This window comes from Blastopirellula sp. J2-11 (assembly GCF_024584705.1).
In the GTDB taxonomy this organism is placed as follows: domain Bacteria; phylum Planctomycetota; class Planctomycetia; order Pirellulales; family Pirellulaceae; genus Blastopirellula.
This window is the reverse complement of record NZ_CP097384.1, coordinates 860,146-882,853: the sequence shown is the minus strand read 5'-3', so window position 1 is coordinate 882,853 and position 22,708 is coordinate 860,146. Positions and strand designations below refer to the sequence as shown.

The 22,708-nt window shown below is 56.6% G+C and carries 19 protein-coding genes; 9 read left to right on the top strand and 10 right to left on the bottom strand.

Translation table 11 applies throughout. The features are described from left to right. Positions 1 to 13 precede the first annotated feature (13 nt). Positions 14 to 958 (bottom strand): DUF1559 domain-containing protein, encoded by a 945-nt coding sequence (locus M4951_RS03680; RefSeq protein WP_262025134.1) that lies wholly within the window; start codon positions 956 to 958, stop codon positions 14 to 16. Positions 959 to 1,317: 359 nt separating this feature from the next. On the opposite strand from M4951_RS03680, the gene M4951_RS03675 reads away from it, so the two are divergent. From M4951_RS03675 to trmB, 5 genes are all read left to right on the top strand, one after another. Beyond that, positions 1,318 to 1,716 (top strand): STAS domain-containing protein, encoded by a 399-nt coding sequence (locus M4951_RS03675; protein ID WP_262025133.1) that lies wholly within the window; start codon positions 1,318 to 1,320, stop codon positions 1,714 to 1,716. 125 nt (positions 1,717 to 1,841) lie between these two features. Continuing rightward, entirely contained in the window at positions 1,842 to 4,727 is a 2,886-nt protein-coding gene (locus M4951_RS03670) for an MMPL family transporter (protein ID WP_262025132.1), read from the top strand. 115 nt (positions 4,728 to 4,842) lie between these two features. After that, positions 4,843 to 4,941: a 50S ribosomal protein bL37 gene (locus tag M4951_RS25620; protein ID WP_002651174.1), complete on the top strand. Its 99-nt coding sequence runs from the start codon at positions 4,843 to 4,845 to the stop codon at positions 4,939 to 4,941. A gap of 61 nt (positions 4,942 to 5,002) precedes the next feature. Continuing rightward, positions 5,003 to 5,497, top strand: a complete 495-nt coding sequence (locus M4951_RS03665; protein WP_262025131.1) for a 3-hydroxyacyl-ACP dehydratase FabZ family protein — start codon at positions 5,003 to 5,005, stop codon at positions 5,495 to 5,497. Between the two features lie 27 nt (positions 5,498 to 5,524). Beyond that, the gene (trmB, locus tag M4951_RS03660; protein ID WP_262025130.1) at positions 5,525 to 6,169 is read left to right on the top strand and encodes a tRNA (guanosine(46)-N7)-methyltransferase TrmB; all 645 of its coding nucleotides are present in this window, start codon (positions 5,525 to 5,527) and stop codon (positions 6,167 to 6,169) included. Between the two features lie 2 nt (positions 6,170 to 6,171). Here the strand turns inward: trmB and M4951_RS03655 are convergent, their stop codons facing one another. The 3 genes from M4951_RS03655 to M4951_RS03645 are packed head-to-tail and all read right to left on the bottom strand — an operon-like array spanning position 6,172 to position 7,061. After that, a complete protein-coding gene (locus M4951_RS03655; RefSeq protein WP_262025129.1) occupies positions 6,172 to 6,501 on the bottom strand; it encodes a PF20097 family protein in 330 nt (109 codons plus the stop codon). A gap of 2 nt (positions 6,502 to 6,503) precedes the next feature. Beyond that, a complete protein-coding gene (locus M4951_RS03650) occupies positions 6,504 to 6,788 on the bottom strand; it encodes a type II toxin-antitoxin system RelE/ParE family toxin (RefSeq protein ID WP_262025128.1) in 285 nt (94 codons plus the stop codon). Further along, entirely contained in the window at positions 6,789 to 7,061 is a 273-nt protein-coding gene (locus tag M4951_RS03645) for a hypothetical protein (protein WP_262025127.1), read from the bottom strand. A 100-nt stretch (positions 7,062 to 7,161) separates the two neighbouring features. On the opposite strand from M4951_RS03645, the gene M4951_RS03640 reads away from it, so the two are divergent. From M4951_RS03640 to nirB, 4 genes are all read left to right on the top strand, one after another. Next, a complete protein-coding gene (locus tag M4951_RS03640; RefSeq protein WP_262025126.1) occupies positions 7,162 to 8,178 on the top strand; it encodes an aldo/keto reductase in 1,017 nt (338 codons plus the stop codon). Positions 8,179 to 8,310: 132 nt separating this feature from the next. Then, entirely contained in the window at positions 8,311 to 10,503 is a 2,193-nt protein-coding gene (locus M4951_RS03635; RefSeq protein ID WP_262025125.1) for an alpha/beta hydrolase family protein, read from the top strand. A gap of 40 nt (positions 10,504 to 10,543) precedes the next feature. Next, a complete protein-coding gene (locus tag M4951_RS03630) occupies positions 10,544 to 12,100 on the top strand; it encodes a TrkH family potassium uptake protein (protein ID WP_262025124.1) in 1,557 nt (518 codons plus the stop codon). A 251-nt stretch (positions 12,101 to 12,351) separates the two neighbouring features. Continuing rightward, entirely contained in the window at positions 12,352 to 15,354 is a 3,003-nt protein-coding gene (gene nirB / locus M4951_RS03625; RefSeq protein WP_262025123.1) for a nitrite reductase large subunit NirB, read from the top strand. A 71-nt stretch (positions 15,355 to 15,425) separates the two neighbouring features. On the opposite strand, the gene M4951_RS03620 is transcribed toward nirB, so the two are convergent. The 6 genes from M4951_RS03620 to M4951_RS03595 all read right to left on the bottom strand — a co-directional run bounded on the left by M4951_RS03620 (position 15,426) and on the right by M4951_RS03595 (position 22,637). After that, positions 15,426 to 15,641 carry a hypothetical protein gene (locus M4951_RS03620; RefSeq protein ID WP_262025122.1) on the bottom strand — a complete coding sequence of 72 codons (216 nt, stop codon included), beginning with the start codon at positions 15,639 to 15,641 and terminating at the stop codon, positions 15,426 to 15,428. After that, a complete protein-coding gene (locus tag M4951_RS03615) occupies positions 15,608 to 16,192 on the bottom strand; it encodes an AAA family ATPase (RefSeq protein WP_262025121.1) in 585 nt (194 codons plus the stop codon). The genes M4951_RS03620 and M4951_RS03615 overlap by 34 nt, the downstream gene beginning before the upstream one ends. 27 nt (positions 16,193 to 16,219) lie before the next feature. After that, entirely contained in the window at positions 16,220 to 17,872 is a 1,653-nt protein-coding gene (locus M4951_RS03610) for a multiheme c-type cytochrome (RefSeq protein ID WP_262025120.1), read from the bottom strand. A gap of 104 nt (positions 17,873 to 17,976) precedes the next feature. Continuing rightward, positions 17,977 to 19,140, bottom strand: a complete 1,164-nt coding sequence (locus M4951_RS03605) for a DUF1573 domain-containing protein (RefSeq protein ID WP_262025119.1) — start codon at positions 19,138 to 19,140, stop codon at positions 17,977 to 17,979. Positions 19,141 to 19,224: 84 nt separating this feature from the next. Then, entirely contained in the window at positions 19,225 to 21,477 is a 2,253-nt protein-coding gene (locus tag M4951_RS03600) for an O-antigen ligase family protein (RefSeq protein WP_262025118.1), read from the bottom strand. Further along, complete coding sequence (locus M4951_RS03595) at positions 21,474 to 22,637, bottom strand: MraY family glycosyltransferase (protein WP_262025117.1); 1,164 nt, start codon at positions 22,635 to 22,637, stop codon at positions 21,474 to 21,476. The genes M4951_RS03600 and M4951_RS03595 overlap by 4 nt, the downstream gene beginning before the upstream one ends. Positions 22,638 to 22,708: the final 71 nt, after the last annotated feature.

Genomic DNA, 22,708 nt, shown 5'->3' with positions numbered 1-22,708 from the left:
TGCGATGCCCCTTCTAGTTCGTCAAACTACCGACAGGGCCGCCGTCATTGCGAACGCCAAGCTGTTGATAAAGAACCAGATTGACCGTTTCGCTCATAAAATGGACCGATCCGTCCGCGTAAACGAACTGACAACCGCCAGGATGTTTGCTGCCGAAGGTGGTTTGCCAAATCACATGAGGATGCACGCTGGCGGCCGCCAAATCTTTGGCGCGGTTAATGGGGTTTTTGGTCGCCGCTACGTTGTTCAGATATCCATTGACCGTGGAATGGGTTCGAGCGCCTTGCGCCCAACCATGATGCGTGGGAGTACTGTTGTCCCCCAGGTATTGATCGATTGACTCGCCGATAATCACCGTGTTGGTCGTACCATCGGTGATGTCGCGCATGCCGGTCGCCGAATTTTGAAATAAGAGACCATTGTCATAAATCTCGTAAGGCGAGGTCTGACGAGCGACGCTGCCATCGGCTCCAACTCCTCCCATGACGCCAAAATAGTTGTTTTGCAACAACCGCAAAGTCTCGCGCGGAAAACTCGGACATTGATACGCTTCGTTCGGCAGATTTTGAAAGGCCGAATTAGTCACCGTCGTCTGATTGATATGCGATGCAAAGTTCGTCTTAAAATTGAACTGACCATGCCGATTACCCTGCTCGATGTAGGGCAGCAGCAAGACCGTCCACGGCGCCATCGTGCCATCCGGATCGTTGCTCGACTTGGGTGGATACTCGGTTTTGGTCGTCAAGTTACCAGACGGAAATGAACCGTGCGTGTCATGGTAATTGTGCAGCGCCAGCCCCAGCTGTTTCATGTTGTTGCTGCAACTCATCCGGCGGGCCGCTTCGCGGGCCTGCTGCACAGCCGGCAACAGCAAAGCGATTAAGACGCCGATGATCGCGATGACCACCAGCAATTCGACCAGCGTAAAGCCGGTTCGAGGCGTTTTCTTGGAAAACACGGCAAGACTTTCTAAGAAAAGAGGGAAAGAGAAGAAATAAAGGCGAATAATGAATCCATAACCCCACAACAGAGGGTTCAAGATTTTATAATATACACAAGAAAATTACACTACGCAACGAGCGTATAAGTTTTTGCAACAAAATCCCCACTCCCCTTCTCTTAGGGGCTGCCAATCACTTTCTCTCCAATCGCCTCTGTCCCTTCTCTAACCTCTTTCCACGATTTCGCTGGCAAGCGGCTCCGATTCAGGCCATGTTTAACTACATCAGGGCGATTTCCCCTATCCACGGGAGATCCCCTCGAAGAGACTATCAAGATCAGCCATCACCGTTGCGTCTCAGCACGGAGGACCCAGATATGAGCTTCAAATACAGTTACTTGCGAGTCCGTGACAACAGCGAAGTCGTCGTCGCCGACTTCCAACAGTCGTCCATCCTGGACGAGGCGGCGATTGAACGAATCGGCGTCGAATTTGACCGCTTGGTCTTAGAGGCGGTCACCGCCAAAAAGCTGCTCGTCAATTTCCGAGGCGTCGAATACATGTCGTCGGCGATGATCGGCAAACTGATCCATCTGTCGAAGAAGTGCAAAGAAGCCAAGGTCAAACTAAAACTGTGCGGTGTCGGCCCCAAAATCAACGAAATCTTCCAATTGATGAAGCTGAACAAAGTGTTCGACATCCAGAAGGACGAAAAAGGGGCGATCGAAGCGTTCAACAGCCCATCGCTAAGCAACTGGTTCGGGCTGAAATCGTAGTCCGACGCTAGCATCTGCGGCAGTTCGCTCTTTCCCCTACGTCACGGTCTCACTAGAATCCCCCGCTGGCGCTCGTCGTTAGCGCTGATTCTCTGTCTGCTCTACGTAGCCCTGAAAGTTCGTTCATGTCGCCCGGGTCGCCTGACGAGTCCGCTGCTGACCGCTCGATGCTAGCGATGCCGCTCGCCGAGCTGACGCGCGTCGTCGTTCGTAATCCGGTCACTGTGATCGTGTTAGGCCTGCTGGTCGCGGTCGCTTCGGTCATCGGCGCCACCAAGTCGTTGGGATTCCGCACAAGCCGACTCGACCTGATCAATCCCAACAGCAACTACAACCAACTCTGGCTCGAATATCTCGAGCAGTTTGGCGCCGATGACGACGTCGTGGTCGTCGTCGAAGGGAACGCCAAAGAGAACGTCTCTCCGGTGTTGGAAGCGCTCTACAGTCGGCTCTCGGCGAATCGCGAATCGTTCTACGCCGTGCTGCACGAACGAGGTCTGGCCAATGTTCGCGCCAAAGGCCTGCACTATGTGCCGCCGGATGAACTCGCAGAAATGGAAGGTGAACTCGCGGCGCTGCAGCCGGTGCTGAGCGGACAATGGGAAGCGATCTCTTTTGATCGACTTCTCTGGGGCGCTAATCAACGACTGCTGATCGATTCGCCCCAACAGAAACGAGCAGCCGCCGCGGAGATGAATCGTCTGGCCGACGGCCTGCTGCATGCGTTGCGCGAAGATGGATCGAACACGTCGATTTGGAATGAGCCGCACGAGTCGCTCTCGGTGATGAGCCAACTTGACTCGGAGTATTTCACCGCCAACGAAGGACGGATGGGCTTTGTCCTGTTGCGCCTGGTCAAAAATGAATCAAGCTTCTCGCAAGGAGGCGAAGCGATCCGTCGCCTACGCGGAATCATCCGCAACGTGCAAGCGGGCCATCCCGAAGTGCAAATTGGCCTGACCGGTTTGCCCGTCATGGAAAATGACGAGATGGAGGGCAGTCAAAAGGACATGATCCTGTCGAGCGTGCTCAGCTTGATCGGCGTCGCGGTGCTGTTTATCGCCGGCTTCGGCGGTTTGCGGCATCCCCTGCTGGCGGTCGGCACCTTGATCGTCGGCCTGGCCTGGAGCTTTGGCTTCGTCACGATCTCGATTGGACACCTGAACATTTTAAGCGTTTCGTTTGGCGTCATCCTGATCGGGCTGGGGATCGACTTCGGCGTCCACTATGTCGCTAAGTATCTGCAACTGCGGCAGCGGATCGGCGATAGCGGCGAAGCGCTGATCGAAACGTCGCGCAGCGTGGGGCCCGGTATCGTGACCGGCGCCGCAACCACGTCGATCGCTTTTTTCACCGCCGCGCTGACCGAATTTACCGGCGTCGCCGAGTTGGGCGTGATCGCCGGCGGCGGCATTATTGTCTGCCTGATCGGGGCCTTTACGCTGTTGCCGGCGATGATTGTCCTGGCCGATCGCAATCGCAATCGCTATCTCCTGCCAAATCCGCTGCGGATCGACGGCTGGATCGCACCGATGATGCAAGCGCCCCGAGCGACGTTGATCGCGTCGCTCGCGTTGTGCCTCTTTCTCTCAACCGGCGCTTCGAAGCTTTACTACGACCACAACCTGCTCAACTTGCAAGCGCAAGGACTCGAGAGCGTCGAGTGGGAAAAGAAGCTGCTGGAAGAGACGGATCGCAGCGTTTGGTTCGCGTTGTCCATCGCCGGCAGTCGCCAAGAGCTGATCGCGCGGAAAGAGGCGTTCGAGAAGCTCGCGAACGTCGATCATGTCGAAGAGATCGCCTCGTTGTTGCCGCCGGATGACGAGCAACGATCGGCGCAGATTGAGCGGATTCGCTCACGCTTGACCAACTTGCCCGAGTATCCGCCGGCTCTGCCGATCCCGCCGGCCCCGCAACTGGCGCAGATCTTGGCCCAAGCACAACAACTGCTGCCAGGCGACGACGCGACAGCGCTGCAAGCGCGCCGCCGGATTAGTCAGGCGCGGGAACTGCTTCGCACGATGCCCCAGGCAAACTACGAAGCGCTGATGCGTTCGCTGCAACAACGCTCCGCCGGCGAGTTACTGACGCGGATGCATTCGCTCTACGCGGTGTCTGACCCCGAGACCCCGGACGTTGACGATTTTCCGGAAGCGCTCGTGACCCGGTTCGTCGGCAAGAACAATCAATACTTGCTGCGGATCTATCCCAACGGCGATATTTGGGATATGGAATCGCTGGCCGATTTCGTACACGAAGTGCAGTCGGTCGATTCGCAAGTCACCGGCCAGCCGCTGCAAACCTTTTACGCTTCGCGGCAAATGCAAAAGAGCTATGTCCACGCGGCGATCTATTCGCTGATCGCGGTGTTGATCGTGCTGATTCTCGACTTCCGCAGCTTACGACATTCGCTGCTGGCGCTGACTCCGGTTGGATTTGGGGGTGCGATGCTCTTCGGCATTCAGGGGTTTATGGATATTCCGTTGAACCCGGCTAACATGATCGTGCTGCCGTTGATCCTGGGAATCGGCATCGACGACGGCGTGCATGTGCTGCACGACTTCCGCTGCCAGGCCGGCAAGCGATATCGGATCTCGGCGTCGACCGCCGCGGCCGTCCTTATCACGTCGCTAACCACTATGATCGGCTTCGGCTCACTGATGCTGGCCGATCATCAAGGGCTGCAAAGTCTGGGTCGCGTACTCACCATCGGCGTGACCTGCTGCTTGTTCACGTCGCTGATCGTGCTGCCGGCGTTTCTCTCGACAATCACCTGGAATTTGAAAAAAGACGATCCGAATCGTAAACAGAAACCAGAAGCGACGCGTAAACGAATTCGCCCCGGCCTGCTGAGCGACTTTGACAAAGAAATGCCCCCTGCCAAAGATCGCAGCGCCGAGTCCTCCTTCGGGGGCCAGCAGGAGGTTCCGCCGAAGCATTCCGCCGCCGACGACGGCGACAAAGAATCAGGCCGAGCGACCATTATTCCGGTCCGTCGCTCCCCCAGATAGAACCCCCAGCCAGCGGGGACAGGCAATGGTCCTTTCCCGCAAGCGTCTTGCACGCTAAAATTTGGGATTCGTAACCACCGACCTGCAAAGTTAAGCAGCACCAGGAATAAAGAAAATGGCCAAACCGCACCGCAAATTGAAAAAAGCCAATCATGGCGCACGTCCTGCCAGCGCCAAAGCTCGCAAAGCCAAGCGTCGCTCGATCAAGACCTAGTCTCGTCCCGCTTGTTGGGATTTTCACGTTTCGCTGACCGCCTGCGGAGGAGTGTGGCGCCGTGCCGCGCGAAGAATACATCCTCGATCCCGCGACGATCGACTGCAACAACGTCATCGCTGATATTGAAGCGATTCGCGAGTTGAACCCACAACGCTTCGAAATGGAGCAGTTGACGGCGATCGTCTACGAAGACACCGAGAAGGACATCTGCGTCGGATACAAAGATCTGGCCGAAGATGAATTCTGGGTTCGTGGACATATGCCTGGTTTTCCGCTGATGCCCGGCGTTTTGATGTGCGAAGCGGCCGCTCAGGTCAGCTCGTGGTACGTCACGCGCCACAACCTGATGGGCGACTATCAGCTCGGGTTCGGTGGACTCGATCAGGTCAAATTTCGCGGCATCGTACAACCCGGCAAACGCTTGGTGATCGTGCTGCAAAAGACCAAGGGCCGCGCCGGTCGAATCATCGTCTGCCGTTTTCAGGGGTTCATTGACGAACGCCTGGTTTGCGAGGGAGAGATTCGCGGCATTCCTCTTCCGAAAAATCTGTAATCGGCCCCGCCTCTTTCGTAGTTCATCATGGGCCGCAAAACGCTTCCGAAACTTAATCCCAGCGTCGACTTCAGTCGCAACTTTCGCACGGCCGAACAAGTGCCGCGTCCCTGGGATCCTGAAGCGCTGTTCGGGCGAATCGCTCCGCTAGAAATCGAAGTCGGCTGCGGGAAGGGGCTCTACCTCCGCAACGCATCCGGCGGAACTCCCGAGCGCGACTTTCTCGGAATCGAAATCGCTTTCAAGTACGCCGAATTCGCCGGCTATCGCCTGGCGAAAGAGGGTCGCACCAACGCGGTCATGGTTCACGGCGATGGGCAGAAGCTCTTCCCCGAAGTCTTTCCCGACGCGACAGCCGCCGCAGTGCATGTTTACTTCCCCGATCCCTGGTGGAAGAAGCGTCATCATCGCCGTCGCGTGATGAACGAAACCTTCTCGAAAGAGATTGAGCGCGTACTGATTCCCGGCGGCATCCTGCACTTTTGGACCGATGTCGAAGAATACTTTGACATGACGGTCCAACTGCTGCATGACAATACGCAGCTCGCAGGCCCGCTGCCGGTTGAGGAACGCCCGGCCGAGCACGATCTCGACTACCGCACCCACTTTGAACGTCGCATGCGCAAGAACGATTTGGACGTCTTCCGCAGCGAATTCCATAAGCCGACGTAACGCTACGCTTTCTTCGACTCTTTCTTTGGCTGTTCACTCCGGGGCGCGATGATAATCATCCCGCAAATCCGGCAGCGAAAACTGTCGCTGCGAAACGGTCCCAGTCGTAGTGCGAAGTCCGAACCGACCACCGGCTCATCGCCGCCGGCCAATAGGCGTTCCAGCATCGAACGATCGAGAATGCGCCATTTGATCGGCGCGTAAGAGGTGATCATCCCGTACTCCATCGGCGCCGCACAGTCGGGACAATCGCGAACCGGTCGGTCGGGCGCATCGCAATTGGGCGAAGCGAAGGGGTTCTCGGCGTCGCTGTTTTTAGAAGAGTCGGTCATGGTTACCGCAAGAGTGCCGTGATGTCGCGATTGCCGTGAAGAATACGTGCTATTTCAATTCCAGCATTCAACGGAACATAAAAGACGACGTAATTCCCGACAATACTTCGCCGAAAATGCCGCGGGCCAGGATGCACTTCGCCAAGCAACGGCTGTGTTGACAACAATTCAAAACGTTGGGTCAAATCATCAAATACCTTGCTGGCGGCAACCGGACTTTCGCCAAAAAGATAGTTTACGATTGCATCCAAATCGGATTCCGCAGCCGCCGAGAGCTGATAGAACATTTAGTCCTCTAGCTCATGACGTTCTTTAATCCTTTGAAATACATCTTTCTTCAGCGACGCAACATCTTCCTCCGTACGGATCTCACGAAAGCGCCCAGCACGCAAATCCGCGAGGCCAACCTCTAGCTTTGCATTCACTTCCGCCAGGGCGGCCGCATGTTGGTCAAATTGCTCCAACGCCTCTTCGACAATCTGCTGCGGACTGTCGTACTTGCCGCTGGCCAGATGCTTTTGAATCAGCGACTCGGTTTTTTCGCTTAACGGCAGGTCCATGGCGACACTCATCCAAACCGGTAAATTGGTAAATCGGCTCTCATTATTCTATGCTAAACAACGTATTCCGCCGAATCTTCTTCGCAGGTAAGCCCCGCTCATGCAACTCCGCCCTTTAGGTCATACCGGAATTCAAGTTAGCGAACTGTCGCTGGGCGGACTTTATACGTCCTCTTTGGGCGGCGGAGGAAACGAAACCACCCAACTGCTGTCGGCTGCGGCCGAAATGGGAATTAACTACTGCGACACCGCCCCCGCCTATGCCGACAGCGAAGCGACGCTGGGCAAAGCGCTGCAAGATTCGGGCAAGCCGTTTATCGTCTCGACCAAGTTTGGCGGTCGGCCGACTCCTTTCGATCCACAAAATGTCGACCAGCTCAAAGAATCGTTGGCCGAAAGCCGCCGCCTACTGAGACGCGAACAGATCGACATTCTGTTGATTCATGAGCCGGATCGTCCCTTGCAATACAACTGGTGGAACAGTTTTCGCCCCCTCGCTGGCCCGGTCCTTGATCTGCTGCAAGAGCTGAAAGCGTCTGGCCAGGTAAAAGCGATCGGTCTGGCCGGCACCACCGTCGCCGAGATGACGTCGCTGGTTCGCACCGGCCTGTTTGACGTGTTGCTGACGGCGTTCAACTACAACCTGCTCTTTCGCGAAGCGGAAGAAGAACTGCTGCCGGCGGCTAAAGAACAAGGGATGGGCGTCATCATCGGCTCGGCGCTGGGACAAGGCTTTTTGAGTCGACGATTCGACAAAGAAGTTTTGGATCGCCCTTACTGGATGAGTCGCCGACGCCGCGAACAACTGCTGCGGCTTTATACGTTTGTCGAAGAGACCGGCTTCGATTTGCCCGAACTTTGCCTTCGCTTTGTGCTGAGTAACCCCGATATTTCGACGGTGCTGATCGGCGCCAAAACACGGCAGCAGCTCGAAGCGAGCGTTAACGGCGCCAAACTAGGGCCGCTGGAGCCGGAAACGCTGGAACAGCTGCACGAACTCGCGACGATGCTGCCGCATCGGCCGTATGAAGAGCCGATGATCTTGCCATTAGGAAAGCAGTATTACGGTCCCGGCATCGCCAATATGGGCGGCGCGGTCCAAGTGGGCAAAAGTTAGCGTCTCACAGAATATCGCTCCCTCCGTTGGCTTGCCGCTTGCGATCCTTTATCCTGATAGACGCTGCTAGTTGGGTAAAGTTGAACGGGCCGCCAATCTATGGCGGCCGGCCATCACGGAAGGGACCTCATCATGACTGATCTGCAACGGCTGCTCTGTAACTTGGCGCTGGGGATTGCGACGCTCGCGGCGCTAGGCGGATGTACTCCTTCGCCTGACCAGGCATCTTCGCCGGCGTCAAATGTCAGCGCTCCAGACGTCTCCTTGGGCGAAACCGCTCAACCGCCCGAGACCGCCGCAGAAAAACCAGCCGAGATGAAGCCGGAAGCCACCCAACCCACTGCTGAGAAGAAAGCCTTCGATATGAGCGACGTGCCGTTGATCCCTCGCCGTAAGTTTTTTGGCAATCCCGAGAAAGCCCGTGCTCGTTTGAGCCCTGATGGAACGAAACTCGCCTATCTGGCTCCGGTCGACGGCGTGCTCAACGTCTGGGTCGGCTCGTCCGCATCGCTCGGCAAAGACGCCAAACCGATCACCCAGGACACGCATCGCGGGATTCGCAGCTTTAGCTGGTCGTACACCAACAATCACGTTCTGTACACGCAAGACAAAGATGGGGATGAAAACTTCCACATCTACGCCGTCAATCTGACGACCGATGAAATCAAAGACCTCACGCCGCTCGAAAAGATTCGTGCCGAGATCGACAACGTCAGCGAGAACTTCCCCAACGAAATCTTGATCGGGCTGAACGATCGCAATCCGCAGTTACATGATCTGTATCGCTTGAATGTTGAGACCGGCGAAAAAGAGCTGCTGCAAGAGAACCCCGGCTTCGCCGGCTTTTTGACCGACGACAACTACAAGGTCCGCTTTGCGATGACCTACACGCCGGACGCCGGTCAGATGTATCTGACGCCGACCGAAACCGACGGCAAAGAAGACTGGAAAGAGTTCCTCAAGATCGACGCCGCCGACGCGATGACGACCGGTATCGCCGGCTTCGACAAAAGCGGCGACATTGCTTATATGTATGATAGCCGCGAGCGGAACACCGCCGCGCTCAAGTCGCTGGATCTCAAAACCGGCGAAGAGAAGCTGATCGCCGAGAACGACAAAGCCGATATCTCCGGCGTGTTGACTCACCCGACCGAAAAGACGATCCAAGCGGTCGCATTCAACTACGAACGGCAAACGTGGGACATTCTGGATAAATCGCTGGAAGCCGACTTCGCGTTTCTCAAAGAACAAGAAGATGGCGAAATCCAAGTCACCAGCCGCACGCTGAAAGATGATCTTTGGACCGTCGCCTACATTCGCGATGATGGGCCGATTGATTTCTATCTGTATCACCGCGGCGACGAAAAGAAGGCGGAGTTCCTCTTCTCGAGCCAGCCCGAACTGGCCGAATTGCCGCTGGTCAAGATGCACCCGGTGGTGATCGACGCTCGCGACGGCTTGAAGCTGGTCAGCTATCTCACGCTGCCGAAAGGCTCAAACCCCGATGGCGGCATGCAGACGACCCAGCCGTTGCCGCTAGTGTTGGACGTCCACGGCGGACCATGGGCGCGCGATGACTGGGGCTTTAACCCCATGCATCAACTGCTGGCCAACCGCGGTTACGCGGTCCTCTCGGTCAACTATCGCGGTTCGACCGGATTTGGCAAAGATTTTTTGAACGCCGCCAACAAAGAGTGGGCCGGCAAGATGCATGATGACTTGCTGGACTCCGTCGACTGGGCCGTCGCCCAGGGAATCGCCGATCCCGACAAGGTTGCGATCATGGGCGGAAGCTACGGCGGATACGCGACGCTCGTTGGTTTGACCTACACGCCGGACAAGTTCTGCTGCGGCGTCGATATCGTCGGCCCTTCAAGCTTGGTGACGCTGCTGAACAACGTCCCGCCTTACTGGATGCCGTTCATGCCGGTAATGAAGGATCGGGTTGGCGATCATGAGAGCGAAGAGGGAATCAAATTCCTCAACAGCCGTTCGCCGCTCAACTTTGTCAACAAGATCACCAAGCCGCTCTTGATCGGCCAAGGCGCCAACGATCCGCGGGTCAAACAGGCCGAAGCGGATCAGATTGTCAAAGCGATGGAAGAAAAGAATATCCCCGTCACTTACGTGCTGTTCCCCGAAGAAGGACACGGTTTCGCGAAACCCGAAAATCGTTTTGCGTTCAACGCCGTGACCGAAGCCTTTTTGGCTGAAAATCTGGGGGGACGCTTTGAACCGATCGGCGACGCGTTTGTCGGCGCCAAGCTAGAAATCCCCGCCGGCGCCGCCGACGTTCCCGGCGTGGAAGCAGCGTTACAAAAATAGCCTTGCGAAAGGCTTTCGCCTCTCGCTTTATGATTCAACGATGAATCTACCGCTGCTTAGCAAGTACCTGGGCGTCGTGACGCTGCTCTTGGCGGCGGCGATGTTGTTTGCGCTGCCATGGGCCATCCCTTGGCTGGGACATGGCGCGCATTTTGATACCCGCGGTTTTTTCGCCATCTTGTCATCGGCGGCAATCGCGGCGACGCTCGGCGGCGGCATGTTGCTGGCCGGGCGCAACGCGCACGGGCCTCTCTATCGCCGCGAAGCGATTGCGATTGTCGGAATCAGCTGGTTAATCTTTACCTTTGTCGGCGCCCTCCCCTTCATCTTGGGACATGTCAAAGGGAGCGAAAGCCGCGAGCGCATCGTCCGCCTGGTCGTCGATGATCTGTTTGAGTCGGCCTCGGGTTTTACCGGAGCCGGCGCGACGATCATGAACGACATTGAAGACGAGAGCATGCTGCCGAAGTGCCTGCTCTTCTGGCGCAGCGAGACCCACTTTGTCGGCGGGCTGGGAATCATGGTGCTGTTTGTGGCGCTGCTCGGTCAAGGATCAGCCGGCAAGGCGCTGCTGATGACCGAGTCGGTCGGTCCGCAGGGAGAAGTAGGCACCACGCGTTCGCAACATAGCGCCTGGATTTTCGCCGGAATCTACGTCGGGCTGAATATCATCCTGACGCTGCTATTGATGATCGAAGGAATGAACCTGTTTGATGCGCTCTGTCATTCTTTTGGCACGATCGCCACCGGCGGGCTCTCGACCTACAACGCCAGCGTCGCTCATTTCGAGAATATCGCGATCGAAATGACGATCGGCACGTTCATGATGATCGCGTGCGTCAACTTCTCGCTGCTGTACGCCGTGCTGCTGGGCCAATGGACGCGGCTGTGGATCAATACCGAACTTTGGGCCTATCTGGCGATCCTGTTTGGCGTCATCGGCGCGGTGATGATCGCCGGACTTTGGCATCATGATTTTCCGAATGTCGGCACGGCGTTCCGCTATAGCTATTTCAATGTCATCTCGGTCCAAACCAATACCGGTTTTGGCACCAACGACTTTGACCATTGGAACGAATTCAGCCGCGGCATGTTATTTGTCATTATGTTTGTGGGCGGCTGCGCCGGCAGCACTAGTTGCAGCTTGAAAGTGATTCGTCACGTCGTGCTCTGGAAGTCCCTTTACATTTACATTCTGAAAACGTTTCGCCCTCGCTTGATCACCACGATGCGTCTCAACGGCAAAGCGGTTGAGGATTCCGACGAGTTGACGAACGAAGTCTTCATCTATTTCGGCATGATCGGCTTCGTTTTTATTACCGCTTGGCTAATGTTGCTATTTCTAGAGCCGGATCAGGCTTGGCTCGAAGCAGGGCACTCGCCGCCGGTCAAGATGCTTGATTGTGCGACCGGAGTGGCCGCTTGTATCAACGGCGTTGGCCCTGGGCTAGGTGCGCTTGGCCCATCAAAAAACTTCTCCGGATTCTCGATCGGCAGCAAGCTGGTTTTCACCGCGCTGATGCTGCTGGGGCGGATCGAGATTTTCCCGCTGCTGGTGATCTTTACCCCCGGCTTGTGGCGACGCCCGACGACCTGATCGGCCATGCGACATCTGCACAACGGCGCGGCATCCGCGAAATCGGAACGCCGCCGTTGTCTGAGCATTCCGGAGTCACCAGCGGCCATTCTTTGTCCGCGTCGGCGCAACCTGCTTTCATAGCAATGGTTAGCGAAGCCTCAAGCGGTGCGATTCTAGCCTGATTTCTGCGGCACATGACTTGCTTTTCCAACGAATGGCCCCTGCGGTCCGTCCTCCCATTCGTCCCCTCTTTCGATACGAGCAGAGTTATGATCTCCCCCGATCCGCAAACCATCGTCGTCGTCGGTAACGGCATGGTCGGCCATCGATTCGTCGAAAAAATGATCGAAATGGACATCGCTCAACGATATCGAATCGTCACTTTTTGCGAAGAGCCGCGCGCCGCGTACGATCGGGTCGGACTGACTTCATTTTTCGCACATCGCGACGCCGAAAAGCTGATGCTCGCCCGGTTGGACTGGTACAAGCAGCATGAAGTCGAGTTGCACATTGGCGATCGAGCCAATCGAATCGACCGCGCAGCGCAAATTGTCTATTCAGACCGCGGAGCGGCGATTCACTATGACCACCTCGTGATGGCGACTGGATCCTACCCGTTTGTCCCAGATATGCCCGGCGTGAAGCATCACGGAGTCTTCGTCTATCGCACGATCGAGGACTTGGAACGAATCATCGAATATGGCAAGAAAAGTAAGCGATGCGCCGTGATCGGGGGCGGGCTGCTTGGCTTGGAAGCGGCCAAAGCGGCCCATGATCTCGATCTAGAAACGTACGTCATTGAATACAACGGCCGAGTCATGCCGCGGCAGTTGGACGAAGCCGGCTCGAAAATGTTGATCGAAAAGATCTCGGCGCTCGGCCTGAAAGTTCTATTGAACAAAGGGACCAAAGAGATCCGCGGCGATGGTCATGTGCAACAGATCCTCTTTACCGATGGAACGACGCTGGACGTCGACATGATTATCATCTCGGCCGGTATTCGTCCGCGTGACGAACTCGCGAAAGATTCCCAATTGGAATTGGGCAAGCGCGGAGGCGTTGTGGTGAACGATCGCCTGCAATCTTCCGATCCGAACATCTACGCCATCGGCGAAATCGCGGCGCACGCCGGAATGATCTATGGCCTGGTCGCTCCTGGATATGACATGGCCGAGATCGCCGCCGCCAACTTCTGCGGACAAGAGCGTACGTTTAACGGCGCCGACATGTCGACCAAACTCAAACTGATGGGCTGCGACGTCGCCAGCTTTGGTCAATACAACTTGCCGTCCGAAGAAGCCCGACCGCTGGTCTGGGAAGACCCGTTCAAAGGGATCTACAAAAAGCTGCTGTTTACGCCCGACGGCTCGCGTTTGCTCGGCGGCATGCTGGTCGGCGACGCTTCCGACTACGGTACGCTGTTGATTTTGAGCAAGAGCGACGCTCCGCTGCCGTGCGATCCGGCGACATTGATCGGCGCCGGCGGCAGCGGCGACAAAAGCGCGATTGGCGGCGTAGCCGACATGCCCGACAGCGCCCAGATTTGTTCCTGTAATAACGTCACCAAAGGCCGCATTTGCGAAGCGATTCGAGATGAAGGAATCGACACCGTCGGCGAATTAAAAATGTGCACCAAGGCCGGCTCCGGTTGCGGCGGCTGCATGCCGCTGGTCACCGATCTGCTGACTGCTGAATTAAAAGCGGCCGGCAAGACCGCCAACACCGACCTGTGCGAACACTTCTCTCACACGCGACAAGAGTTGTACGAGATCGTACAGCTGAAAGAGATCAAATCGTTCCCCGAATTGATTGCCCAACATGGCCGTGGACATGGCTGCGAAACGTGCAAGCCGGCGGTCGCATCGATCCTGGCCTCCCTGTGGAACGATCAGATCTTGGAGCCAGAGCATCAAACGTTGCAAGACTCGAATGATCGCTTCCTGGCGAACATCCAACGCGGCGGGTCGTACTCCGTCGTTCCGCGCGTCCCTGGTGGCGAAATTACGCCGGAGAAACTGATCGTGCTGGGTGAAGTCGCCAAAAAATACAAGCTCTACACCAAGATCACCGGCGGACAACGCGTGGACCTGTTCGGCGCCCAAGTGCACGAGTTGCCGGAGATTTGGGAAGAACTGGTCAACGCCGGTTTTGAAAGCGGTCACGCCTACGGGAAGTCGGTGCGTACGGTGAAAAGTTGCGTCGGTTCGACCTGGTGCCGCTATGGTATCGGCGACTCGGTCGGCTTTGCAATTGCGATCGAAGAACGATATCGCGGGCTCCGCTCGCCCCACAAGTTGAAGTTCGCCGTTTCTGGGTGTGTCCGTGAATGCGCCGAAGCACAGTGCAAAGATGTCGGCCTGATCGCAACCGAGAACGGCTACAACCTTTACGTCTGCGGCAACGGCGGCGCCAAGCCGAGACATGCCGACCTCTTGATCGCCGACATCGACGAAGCGACCGCGATCACCTACATCGATCGCTTTTTGATTTACTACATCCGGACGGCCGACAAATTAATGCGTACCGCCACTTGGATGGAGAAACTGGAAGGTGGTCTCGAACATCTGAAAGCCGTCGTCATCGACGACAAACTGGGGGTCGCTGAAGAGCTGGAAAAGCAGATGCAGTATCTGGTCGACACTTACAAATGCGAATGGAAAGAAGTGGTGAACAATCCGGAGAAGCGAAAATGGTTCCGGCAGTTCGCCAACACGGATGAGCATCAACTGGATATCGAGCTGATCGAGCAGCGCGATCAAGCGCGGCCTGCGGACTGGCCGAAAGAAAATGTCGCATTGGTTGAATTGAAGGGATTAAACGGCGAAACGATCGATCACAACGGCCAGGCCAATCTGCGCAGTTGGGTTCGTGTAGGGGCAGTCGCCGATTTTCCTCTCGATGGCGGCGCGGCGATCAAATATGGCCAAACGCAAATCGCCGTCTTCAACTTCGCCAGCCAGGGCAATTGGTACGCGTGTCAAAACATGTGCCCTCACAAGAATGCTTTCGTCTTGTCACGCGGCATGATCGGCACCGTCGGAGAAACGCCGAAGGTTGCCTGTCCGTTGCACAAGAAGACCTTCTCGCTGGAATCGGGCGAATGCCTGACCGGCGAAGAGTACGCCGTGAAAACCTTCCCGGTGAAGATCGAAGCGGACGGCGTCTACCTAGAATTGCCGCCAGAAACGGTCCTCGACGCCGAACTTGCCACCGACAAGCATTGCATCCGCGGCTGCGACGCGGTCAACGCATTGCAATTGGCGGAAGCGTAGAAGAAAAGGGGAAAGCCGAGAGTGGAAAGTGGAATTGTCGTAGGCTCGGATGAGACCAAGCGACAGCGACGTTACTCAAACTCGGCGGCGTCTGGCGGGAGGGTCATTTCGTGAACCACTTTACCATCTCGCCAAGTGACATAGGGTACGCCTTCGCGGATGTGAGCTTTCATCGCTTCGATCTGCGCTTTGCGGACCAATCGCATCCAGGTAGGACGATCGGCCAATTTACGAGCGATTTCGCTGCGGGCATCTAGATCGTCGCTTGATGTTGAATTGTCCGCCATATCTCTTCTGCTTGAATGTTGATTTTGCCGAATTGATTCCCGCTAGCGATTGAGTCGCTGGACGCACTCAATCCGTTAATTATGTCCCAGCCATCCACAATAGGCATGTATAAATTAAAAAGATTCTTGAGACCGGATTGATATCGTCGACGGATTGTCCCCTCGGGAATATTATGTCCACCGCGAGCGACTCTCGCGGCAACTCGTTCAATCGCGGTCTCCTCGTCGGGAAGCCAAACGAAGACTAAATGCGACTCGAAGCCGCTTGTCTTCAACTCTTTCAGCCATCGAGCATAGCTTCGGCTCGCCAGCGTTGTTTCTAAAGCAAATGATTTTCGCATCGCGGCCAACTCGTGCAGACGGGCCAGCATGATTCGTCCCGCTTCAAACGCGGCGCCTTCCGGTGCGTATGCCGAGAGACCTTGGGCGATCACGTCGGCGTTCACGAACTCTCGAACGCGGAGATGATCACGCAGCAAGTAAGGAGCAAGCGTCGATTTGCCAGCGCCATTGGGTCCGGCGATCACAATAACGCTTGGTGCTTGCATCATGCTCACTGGCGAGCCCAGCCTTCCCGACTAATCGACCCCATAGTGCTCGATCTGTTCCCAATACGAGTCAAACGTATCGGCTGGATGGAAGTCAGGGCTGTTGTCGATGTCATGACACTTGATGCAGGTCTGACGCGCCGTTTCGAGCGGCAGTTGCATCGACTGGCGAAGCTCGGCGATCTGCTCGTCGGAGAGCATTAACTCGCCTTGTTCGGCGGCGACATGTTCAGCGCCGGGACCGTGACAGTTTTCGCAGCCGACGCCGGTCATCAGCGGCGTTTCTTCGAGCGAGAGATAGCCGGACTTGTACGGCACGTACTGCGACTGATTCCAACCGACGGCGTGACACGCGATACACTCGGGATCAAAGTTGCGCGCCACTTCAAAACGCTCTGGCGGATGGACCAACGTTTCGGTCGCATGCGCATGCGGCGTCTTTTCCCAGATCTCCATCGCCGTCGTATGACACTCGCCGCAGACTTGGCTGCCGACAAATTGACGACCGGTCGGATGCTCAATCGGCTTGATCCCCAGACCTCCCCAACCGAGCGCTTCGAGTTGCTGTTGGTAGTTGGCCAGCAGGGTCATCATCTCGTCGGAATCGGGAAAACGAGCGTCGAGCGGCACGCGTTCGTATTTCAGCTCTTCGGCATGGTCGCCGTAAATGCCGACGACGCCGGCGAACATTCCTTTGACGCCGACCTGCACCATTTGCGAGTCAGTCCCTTCAATCTTTTCCATTTCCAAGGTCGGTTCGCCGGCGCCGCCGGCCGAAACGATCAGGCGAAAACCAGGAAACTTGCGCGCATACTCGCGGCTCTCCTCGAGCGAAGCGCTCGCTAACAGCACGTACAAATCGCACTTGGCCGCTTCCAACTCGGGCCAAACCATCGCCAATCCTTCCAGCGCAGGCTGGAATTCGACTTCATCATTGGCGACCTGACCACGGCGGCTATCGCCAAAGACGCCGGTGACGCCGATCTTCAAGCCATCTTTTTCGAGAATGCGATAGCGGGGAGTGGCGCCAAGCAAGCTGGCGTTGGCGGCGAAATAACGCATCTTATCGGGATTTACGTCGGCGACGGCGACAAAGACTTCGTCCACCGAAAGCCGCAGGTCATCGGGTCCAAACGTGATCGCGTCGTAGTTCATCTGCTTGATCGCATTGGCGGTCGTTTGAAACTTGATCTCGGCCTGACGACCAAAGCGACGGACTTGATTGCCGGCGTCGAGCGCGACAACGTCCCAGCCCCGTTCTTCCCGCAATTGCTTCAAAAAAGTAAAGCGGCGGTTGAGTCCCCCTTTTTGATTGGTGAGCCCGGTGCAGCCGCAGGGCTCGATATAGCCATGTTGCTCACCGGTCAAAAAGAGAGCAAGCCGCGGCTTGGTCCAACCGGCGAAGAGCTCACGAGCCGGCAGCGGCGGCGGATCGTTACTCGCCGCAGGAGAATCGGTCGCCGCAGGCTTTTCCAGGCTCGGAGTCTGCGGCGTTTCCTCCTTCATCGCCTGCGGTGACTTGTCAGGCGCCTTAGGCGCAGCAACATCAACCGGCGAAGCGACGCTGGTCGGCGGCGCTTCAGGCCCTCCGGTCTCTGTCTTTTGGCAGCCAATAACCAACGCAAAAGTGAGTGCAAGGAGAACCAGAGTCGCTGGAAGAGTGCGGACTGGGATCGTCAACATGAAATGGCCCTGTTTGCCGAAAGGTGCGCGATTGGTGCAGACCCTCCTCTCGCCCTGGCGCTGACGGGGTCAACAATCCCTTTCTTCTACCGGATTTGCCTGTTTTACTCCACTGCGAAATAGAGCCGTAAGCTGACTTCTTCGGTTTGTGGATTTCCCTTCACTCCCAGACGAATCTCACCTAATTTGCCGGTTTCCCCTCCCAAAAAGGAGGCAGAGGCCGTATCGGGGGGGATCGAAAGAGTGAGCGGATAGACGATGGCCGTTTTGTTCAGCTTCTTTTTTTCGCCCAATTTCGCCTGCATGAAATCGGGAAACACTTTCGTAACGCTCAATTCGGTCTCGTCACGATGGGGCCCTTTGACCAACACGTTGACCAAGACTTTTTTCCCTTTTTCGCCAGAGATGGTCCCCAGCATCATGACATTCTTATCTTGGTTAATCTTGACCGCCGAGATGAAATTGATGTCGCCGCCCACTTGAACCGAGATCGGCAACGTCAGCATTTTGGCTTCGGGATCGTTGGTCGAAATCTCGGCACGAAACTTGGTAGCGCCAATCGGCAAACCTTGGGGAAGAAAGATTTCTACTTTGCCGCCGCTAAGGCCTCCGTCGGTCGCTTTTAATTCTTCAGGGCTGAGCGGAAGAATCTTCGCCGTCGCTTTTCCCGATTCATCGCCGACCAGCTTGACGTCGGTCAGCTGGAAATCGTCGCTCACGACCGAGACGACGTCAACGGAGGCCGAGAGGTCATCACCGGCGGTAACGTGACCAAAATTCACCTCGTTGGGGTTCATGTAGATCGCTCGCACGACTGCGCCGTGAATCCGTAGTTCCAACTCTGGTTTGCGCGGGTCGTTGGTTCGCAAGGTCGCCGTTTGCATGAAGGATTCGGCGTAGGAGATCGGGTGCCACTCCAGTTCTACCTCCACCGTTTCGCCGGGAGGTATCATCTTCTTGGCCAACGTGCTGAGCGTGCACTTGCAAGTGGTGCCGGCTTCTTCCAGTTGCAGCGGCGCGTCGCCGTCGTTGCGAATCATGAACGTGTGCTTTTCGGTCGCGTCGACATTCATTTTGCCAAACTCAAAGACCGCGTCGCCCACGATGACCGCGTTGGGCATCGGATCATTGGACGATTGCACGCGCTCGACCTGCGGTTGCGTGACCGATCCAAAATCATTGGACGCAGTCCACTGAGGAAGCGTGGAAGCGGCGCCAATCGCGACGCCGATAAACAGACTAACAACCAGAACAAGCAAAGGTCGCATCGGACTCATCTCCTGCAGCGGGAGGTGTTCGGAATGAATCGGGGAAAAGGGGAATCCTTCTAGGATAACCGAGCGCCCGGGTGATTAGGACTTCGGCTTTCGATTTTTCTCTTCACCCGCCGATTGGGCCAGTTCTTGCATGACCGTCAGAACCGAGCGGTCGTCGTCAAATCGGCGATTTTCGAGTTTTAGCTCGCTATGGTCATGCATCGCGTCCAGGCGAAGCGCTTCGGTCGCCTGCTGAGCGGCCTCCTGATTTCGACCGGCGGCGGCGTACATTTGGGCAAGCTCCACATGATGGTACCCCCGAGTGGGGAAGTCGCGACAGACGTTTTCCTGGCGTTCGATCGCCAACTTTAAAATCGCGGGGTCCTTGTACTTTTGGTAGAGCTCCCAGTAATTGTTCGCAATCCAACTCTGCAGACTGACGTTGCGCGGACTGCGCCGCAACGTCTCGGCGACTGCCTGTTGCGCTCCGTTGACATAGGGAGGATCGGGGCGCGACTTCCACGCTTGAAAATAGGCGTTCGCTAAAAACTGCGGACCATCCACGCTATACGGATCGGCCGCCGATGCGGCATTGGCCAAACGCACCTGATCCGAAAAGCTTTGATTGACTAAGCCATAGAGATCATTGAACGACGACATGACGGGAAACAACCCCACCGTCACCATCCCATACAGCAGCACCACAGCAGCCAAAGCGACGCCGGCACGAGGCGAAAATGCTTCGAGCTGCAGCGTTTGATCTTTATCATCCCCCAGCGTCAAACCCCAGATCAACCATAGCCACAGCGCGACCGCAGGAAAGCTGACGCCGCCGGCAGCCAACAGATTGATCATCAAGACGATCGCCGCGATGCGCAGCGTCAGTAGGTCGAGGGTTCCCTGCCGCGACCAACCGTAAGTCGCCCAAGCGACCGCCAGCGCAAAGGGAAGCCCGATCCACATCATCCAGATCGGAGCCTCGCCTTGCATCACGGCGCGAATCGGCGGCGCAAGCAGACAAGCAGCCAATGCGCCCCCAAAGATCGGCACGATGCTCGCATCCGGGGACTCCTCGGACTTCACCTCCGGCGACGTGTCGCTTGTCGGCTCTGCTTGATTTCCGGTCGGAAAACGGAGCAGCCAAACCGCGATGAAGCCGAGCAACAGGAGAACCGCCGGAACGCCGGCCGATGCCGCGATCTCTAGCAAAAAGTTGTGTGGATCGGCGATCGTCTCACTCGCCGAAGCCGGCATATAGCGAGGGTAGAACGACTGGAAGTTGCCAAGACCGCACCCAAACAACGGGCGCTCGGCTGTGACGTCGAGCGCCCCTTGCCAGTATTGCAAACGATACAGGACCGACTTGGGCGCTTCGGTAAAAACTTCGCGATCCAGCAATCCGCTGGCGAATCCGCCCCCCACCGCGATCGCCAACAGCAACACGCCGCCGACCAGATATTTCCAAGGGAGATGCCGCCGCAAACTGCTGGCCAATAGCCCCCACAAGCCAATACCGGCGACAACCGCCAAGACGGCGGTACGGCTTTTCGTCAAAATCAGTGTGCCGCAAAGCAGACATAGGATGACGGCTAATACGGCGGCCTGAAGATACGATCGCTCTCGAATCTGCTGGATGGCGACGCCCGCGGTAAGGATCAAACCAACCGCTAAAAATCCAGCCAAGGAGTTGGTCAGCGTGAAGGTCGACGCCGGTTCGGTGCTCATGAGGCGCGACTCAAAGTTCTTCACCTGAGGATCATCATCGCTCCCCATGATTCCCGCGTCACGCCGACCTTGTACTTTGTCCGCCAGATAATCGGCCTGCATCTGGGGAATTTCGACCCGGTACTGATAGATCGCGTAGGTCGCGCACAACGCCACCGTCGCGATCACGATCGCGATCAACGCACGCTTGTAAGCCGCGGAACGAAACAATTGCCGATACAAAAAATAAGCGATGATTAGCCCGGCATAGGTCCAAAACTGATTGATCGCCGGGCGAACTTCGCCGCTGCCGGCGACCATCGGAACGCCGATCGCCATCCAGGCGAGCAGCGCCAACAGCAGCGATTCCCACTTCGACCAGACGATGCTCAACTGGCCGCTCAGCACGCCGCCGATCGCCCATAAGGCCAACGCCCAGATCCACATCAGCACCCACGGAAGCTCGACTCCGCGGCCGACCGGACCTTCGCTGCCGATCAGCGGGGTCAGCACCGTCAAGCAAGCGACATAGCCGCAAAGGAGGAGCGAAAACCACTCGAAACTGGGAGTCGCAGGCGGCGTCTGTGCACTTACCGCCGGCGAAGATGCACTCGGTGGAAAGGATGTCGACTTGCGGCGTTTCATGAATCTCTTCGAGAGCGTCTAGCGGTCGATTCAATGACGCCGATCAGCGCCAACACGCAAAATTCCATCAAGAGCACGATCACAGCGCCGACCCAATCGACGCGATGCAATAACACCGCTCCCAATCCGCAGGTCGCCGTCATCAGATAGATCGTCAGCACCGCCTGAGTTTTGGTGAAACCAAGTTCGACAAGTCGATGCGAGACGTGACTCTTGTCAGGCTGAAACGGACTTCTTCCTTCGCGGATACGAATCGCCAACACAGTGACCAGATCAAACAGCGGCACCGCCAAGATGCATAGCGGAGCCAGCACTGCATGTCGCGCCCCTTCGCCATAACCGGAGAAGGTGGCGATGATCGACATGATCGCGATGCAAAATCCAATCAAATAGCTGCCAGCGTCTCCCATAAAAATTTTTGCCGGCGGTTGATTGTGCCACAAAAATCCGAGCATGGAGCCAGAGAGAACCAGTAAAAAACCGGCCGTAAACAATTGCGGTCCGGCCGAGCCTGGATCGGGAGCGATCAACAGCACTGCCGCCATAATCGACGCAGCGATTGTCGCTACTCCGGCCGAGAGGCCATCCATATTGTCGAGCATATTGAACGAGTTGATCATCGCGACGATCCAGAGAATCGAGACGATGTATTGCAACCAAGGAAGATCGAGATAAAAGCTGAGCTTCCAGTCAAATCCGATCACAAAGAGAGCGGCGATCGCCATTTGTACGGCCAGGCGAATCTTCCAGGATAAACCGATCCGATCGTCGATCAGTCCGATGATCATCAAGATCGATGCGCCCGCGACTAACGCCCACAGTTTAAGCGATTGCTGGACGAAGCCGTCAAAGTGTTGATGCGCCATCTCGACCAACGACGCAATCACCGGCGGCCATGCTCCTTCGGAGATCGGCATGTTCCCAATCAAACCGACGACCAGTTGCGCCAGCGCCAGCGTGCCTACCAATCCGACCCAGATGCCGATTCCGCCACCGAGTGGAGTTGGAGTGACATGCACTTTGCGGTCGTTCGGCTGGTCGAGCAATCCCCACTTTTGCGCATTCGCTCTGACAATGGCCGTCGCCACCAGAGAAATGAGAAAACTGGGAATAGCCGCGGCTGCGATCAGCGAAAAGGCGACGAGCGGGCTCCAGGTCACGCGTGAAACCGATCAGTAAGAGAAGTGAGATAAGTTCGTTTGCATTTTAGTTGGCATCGCACTGCGCTTAT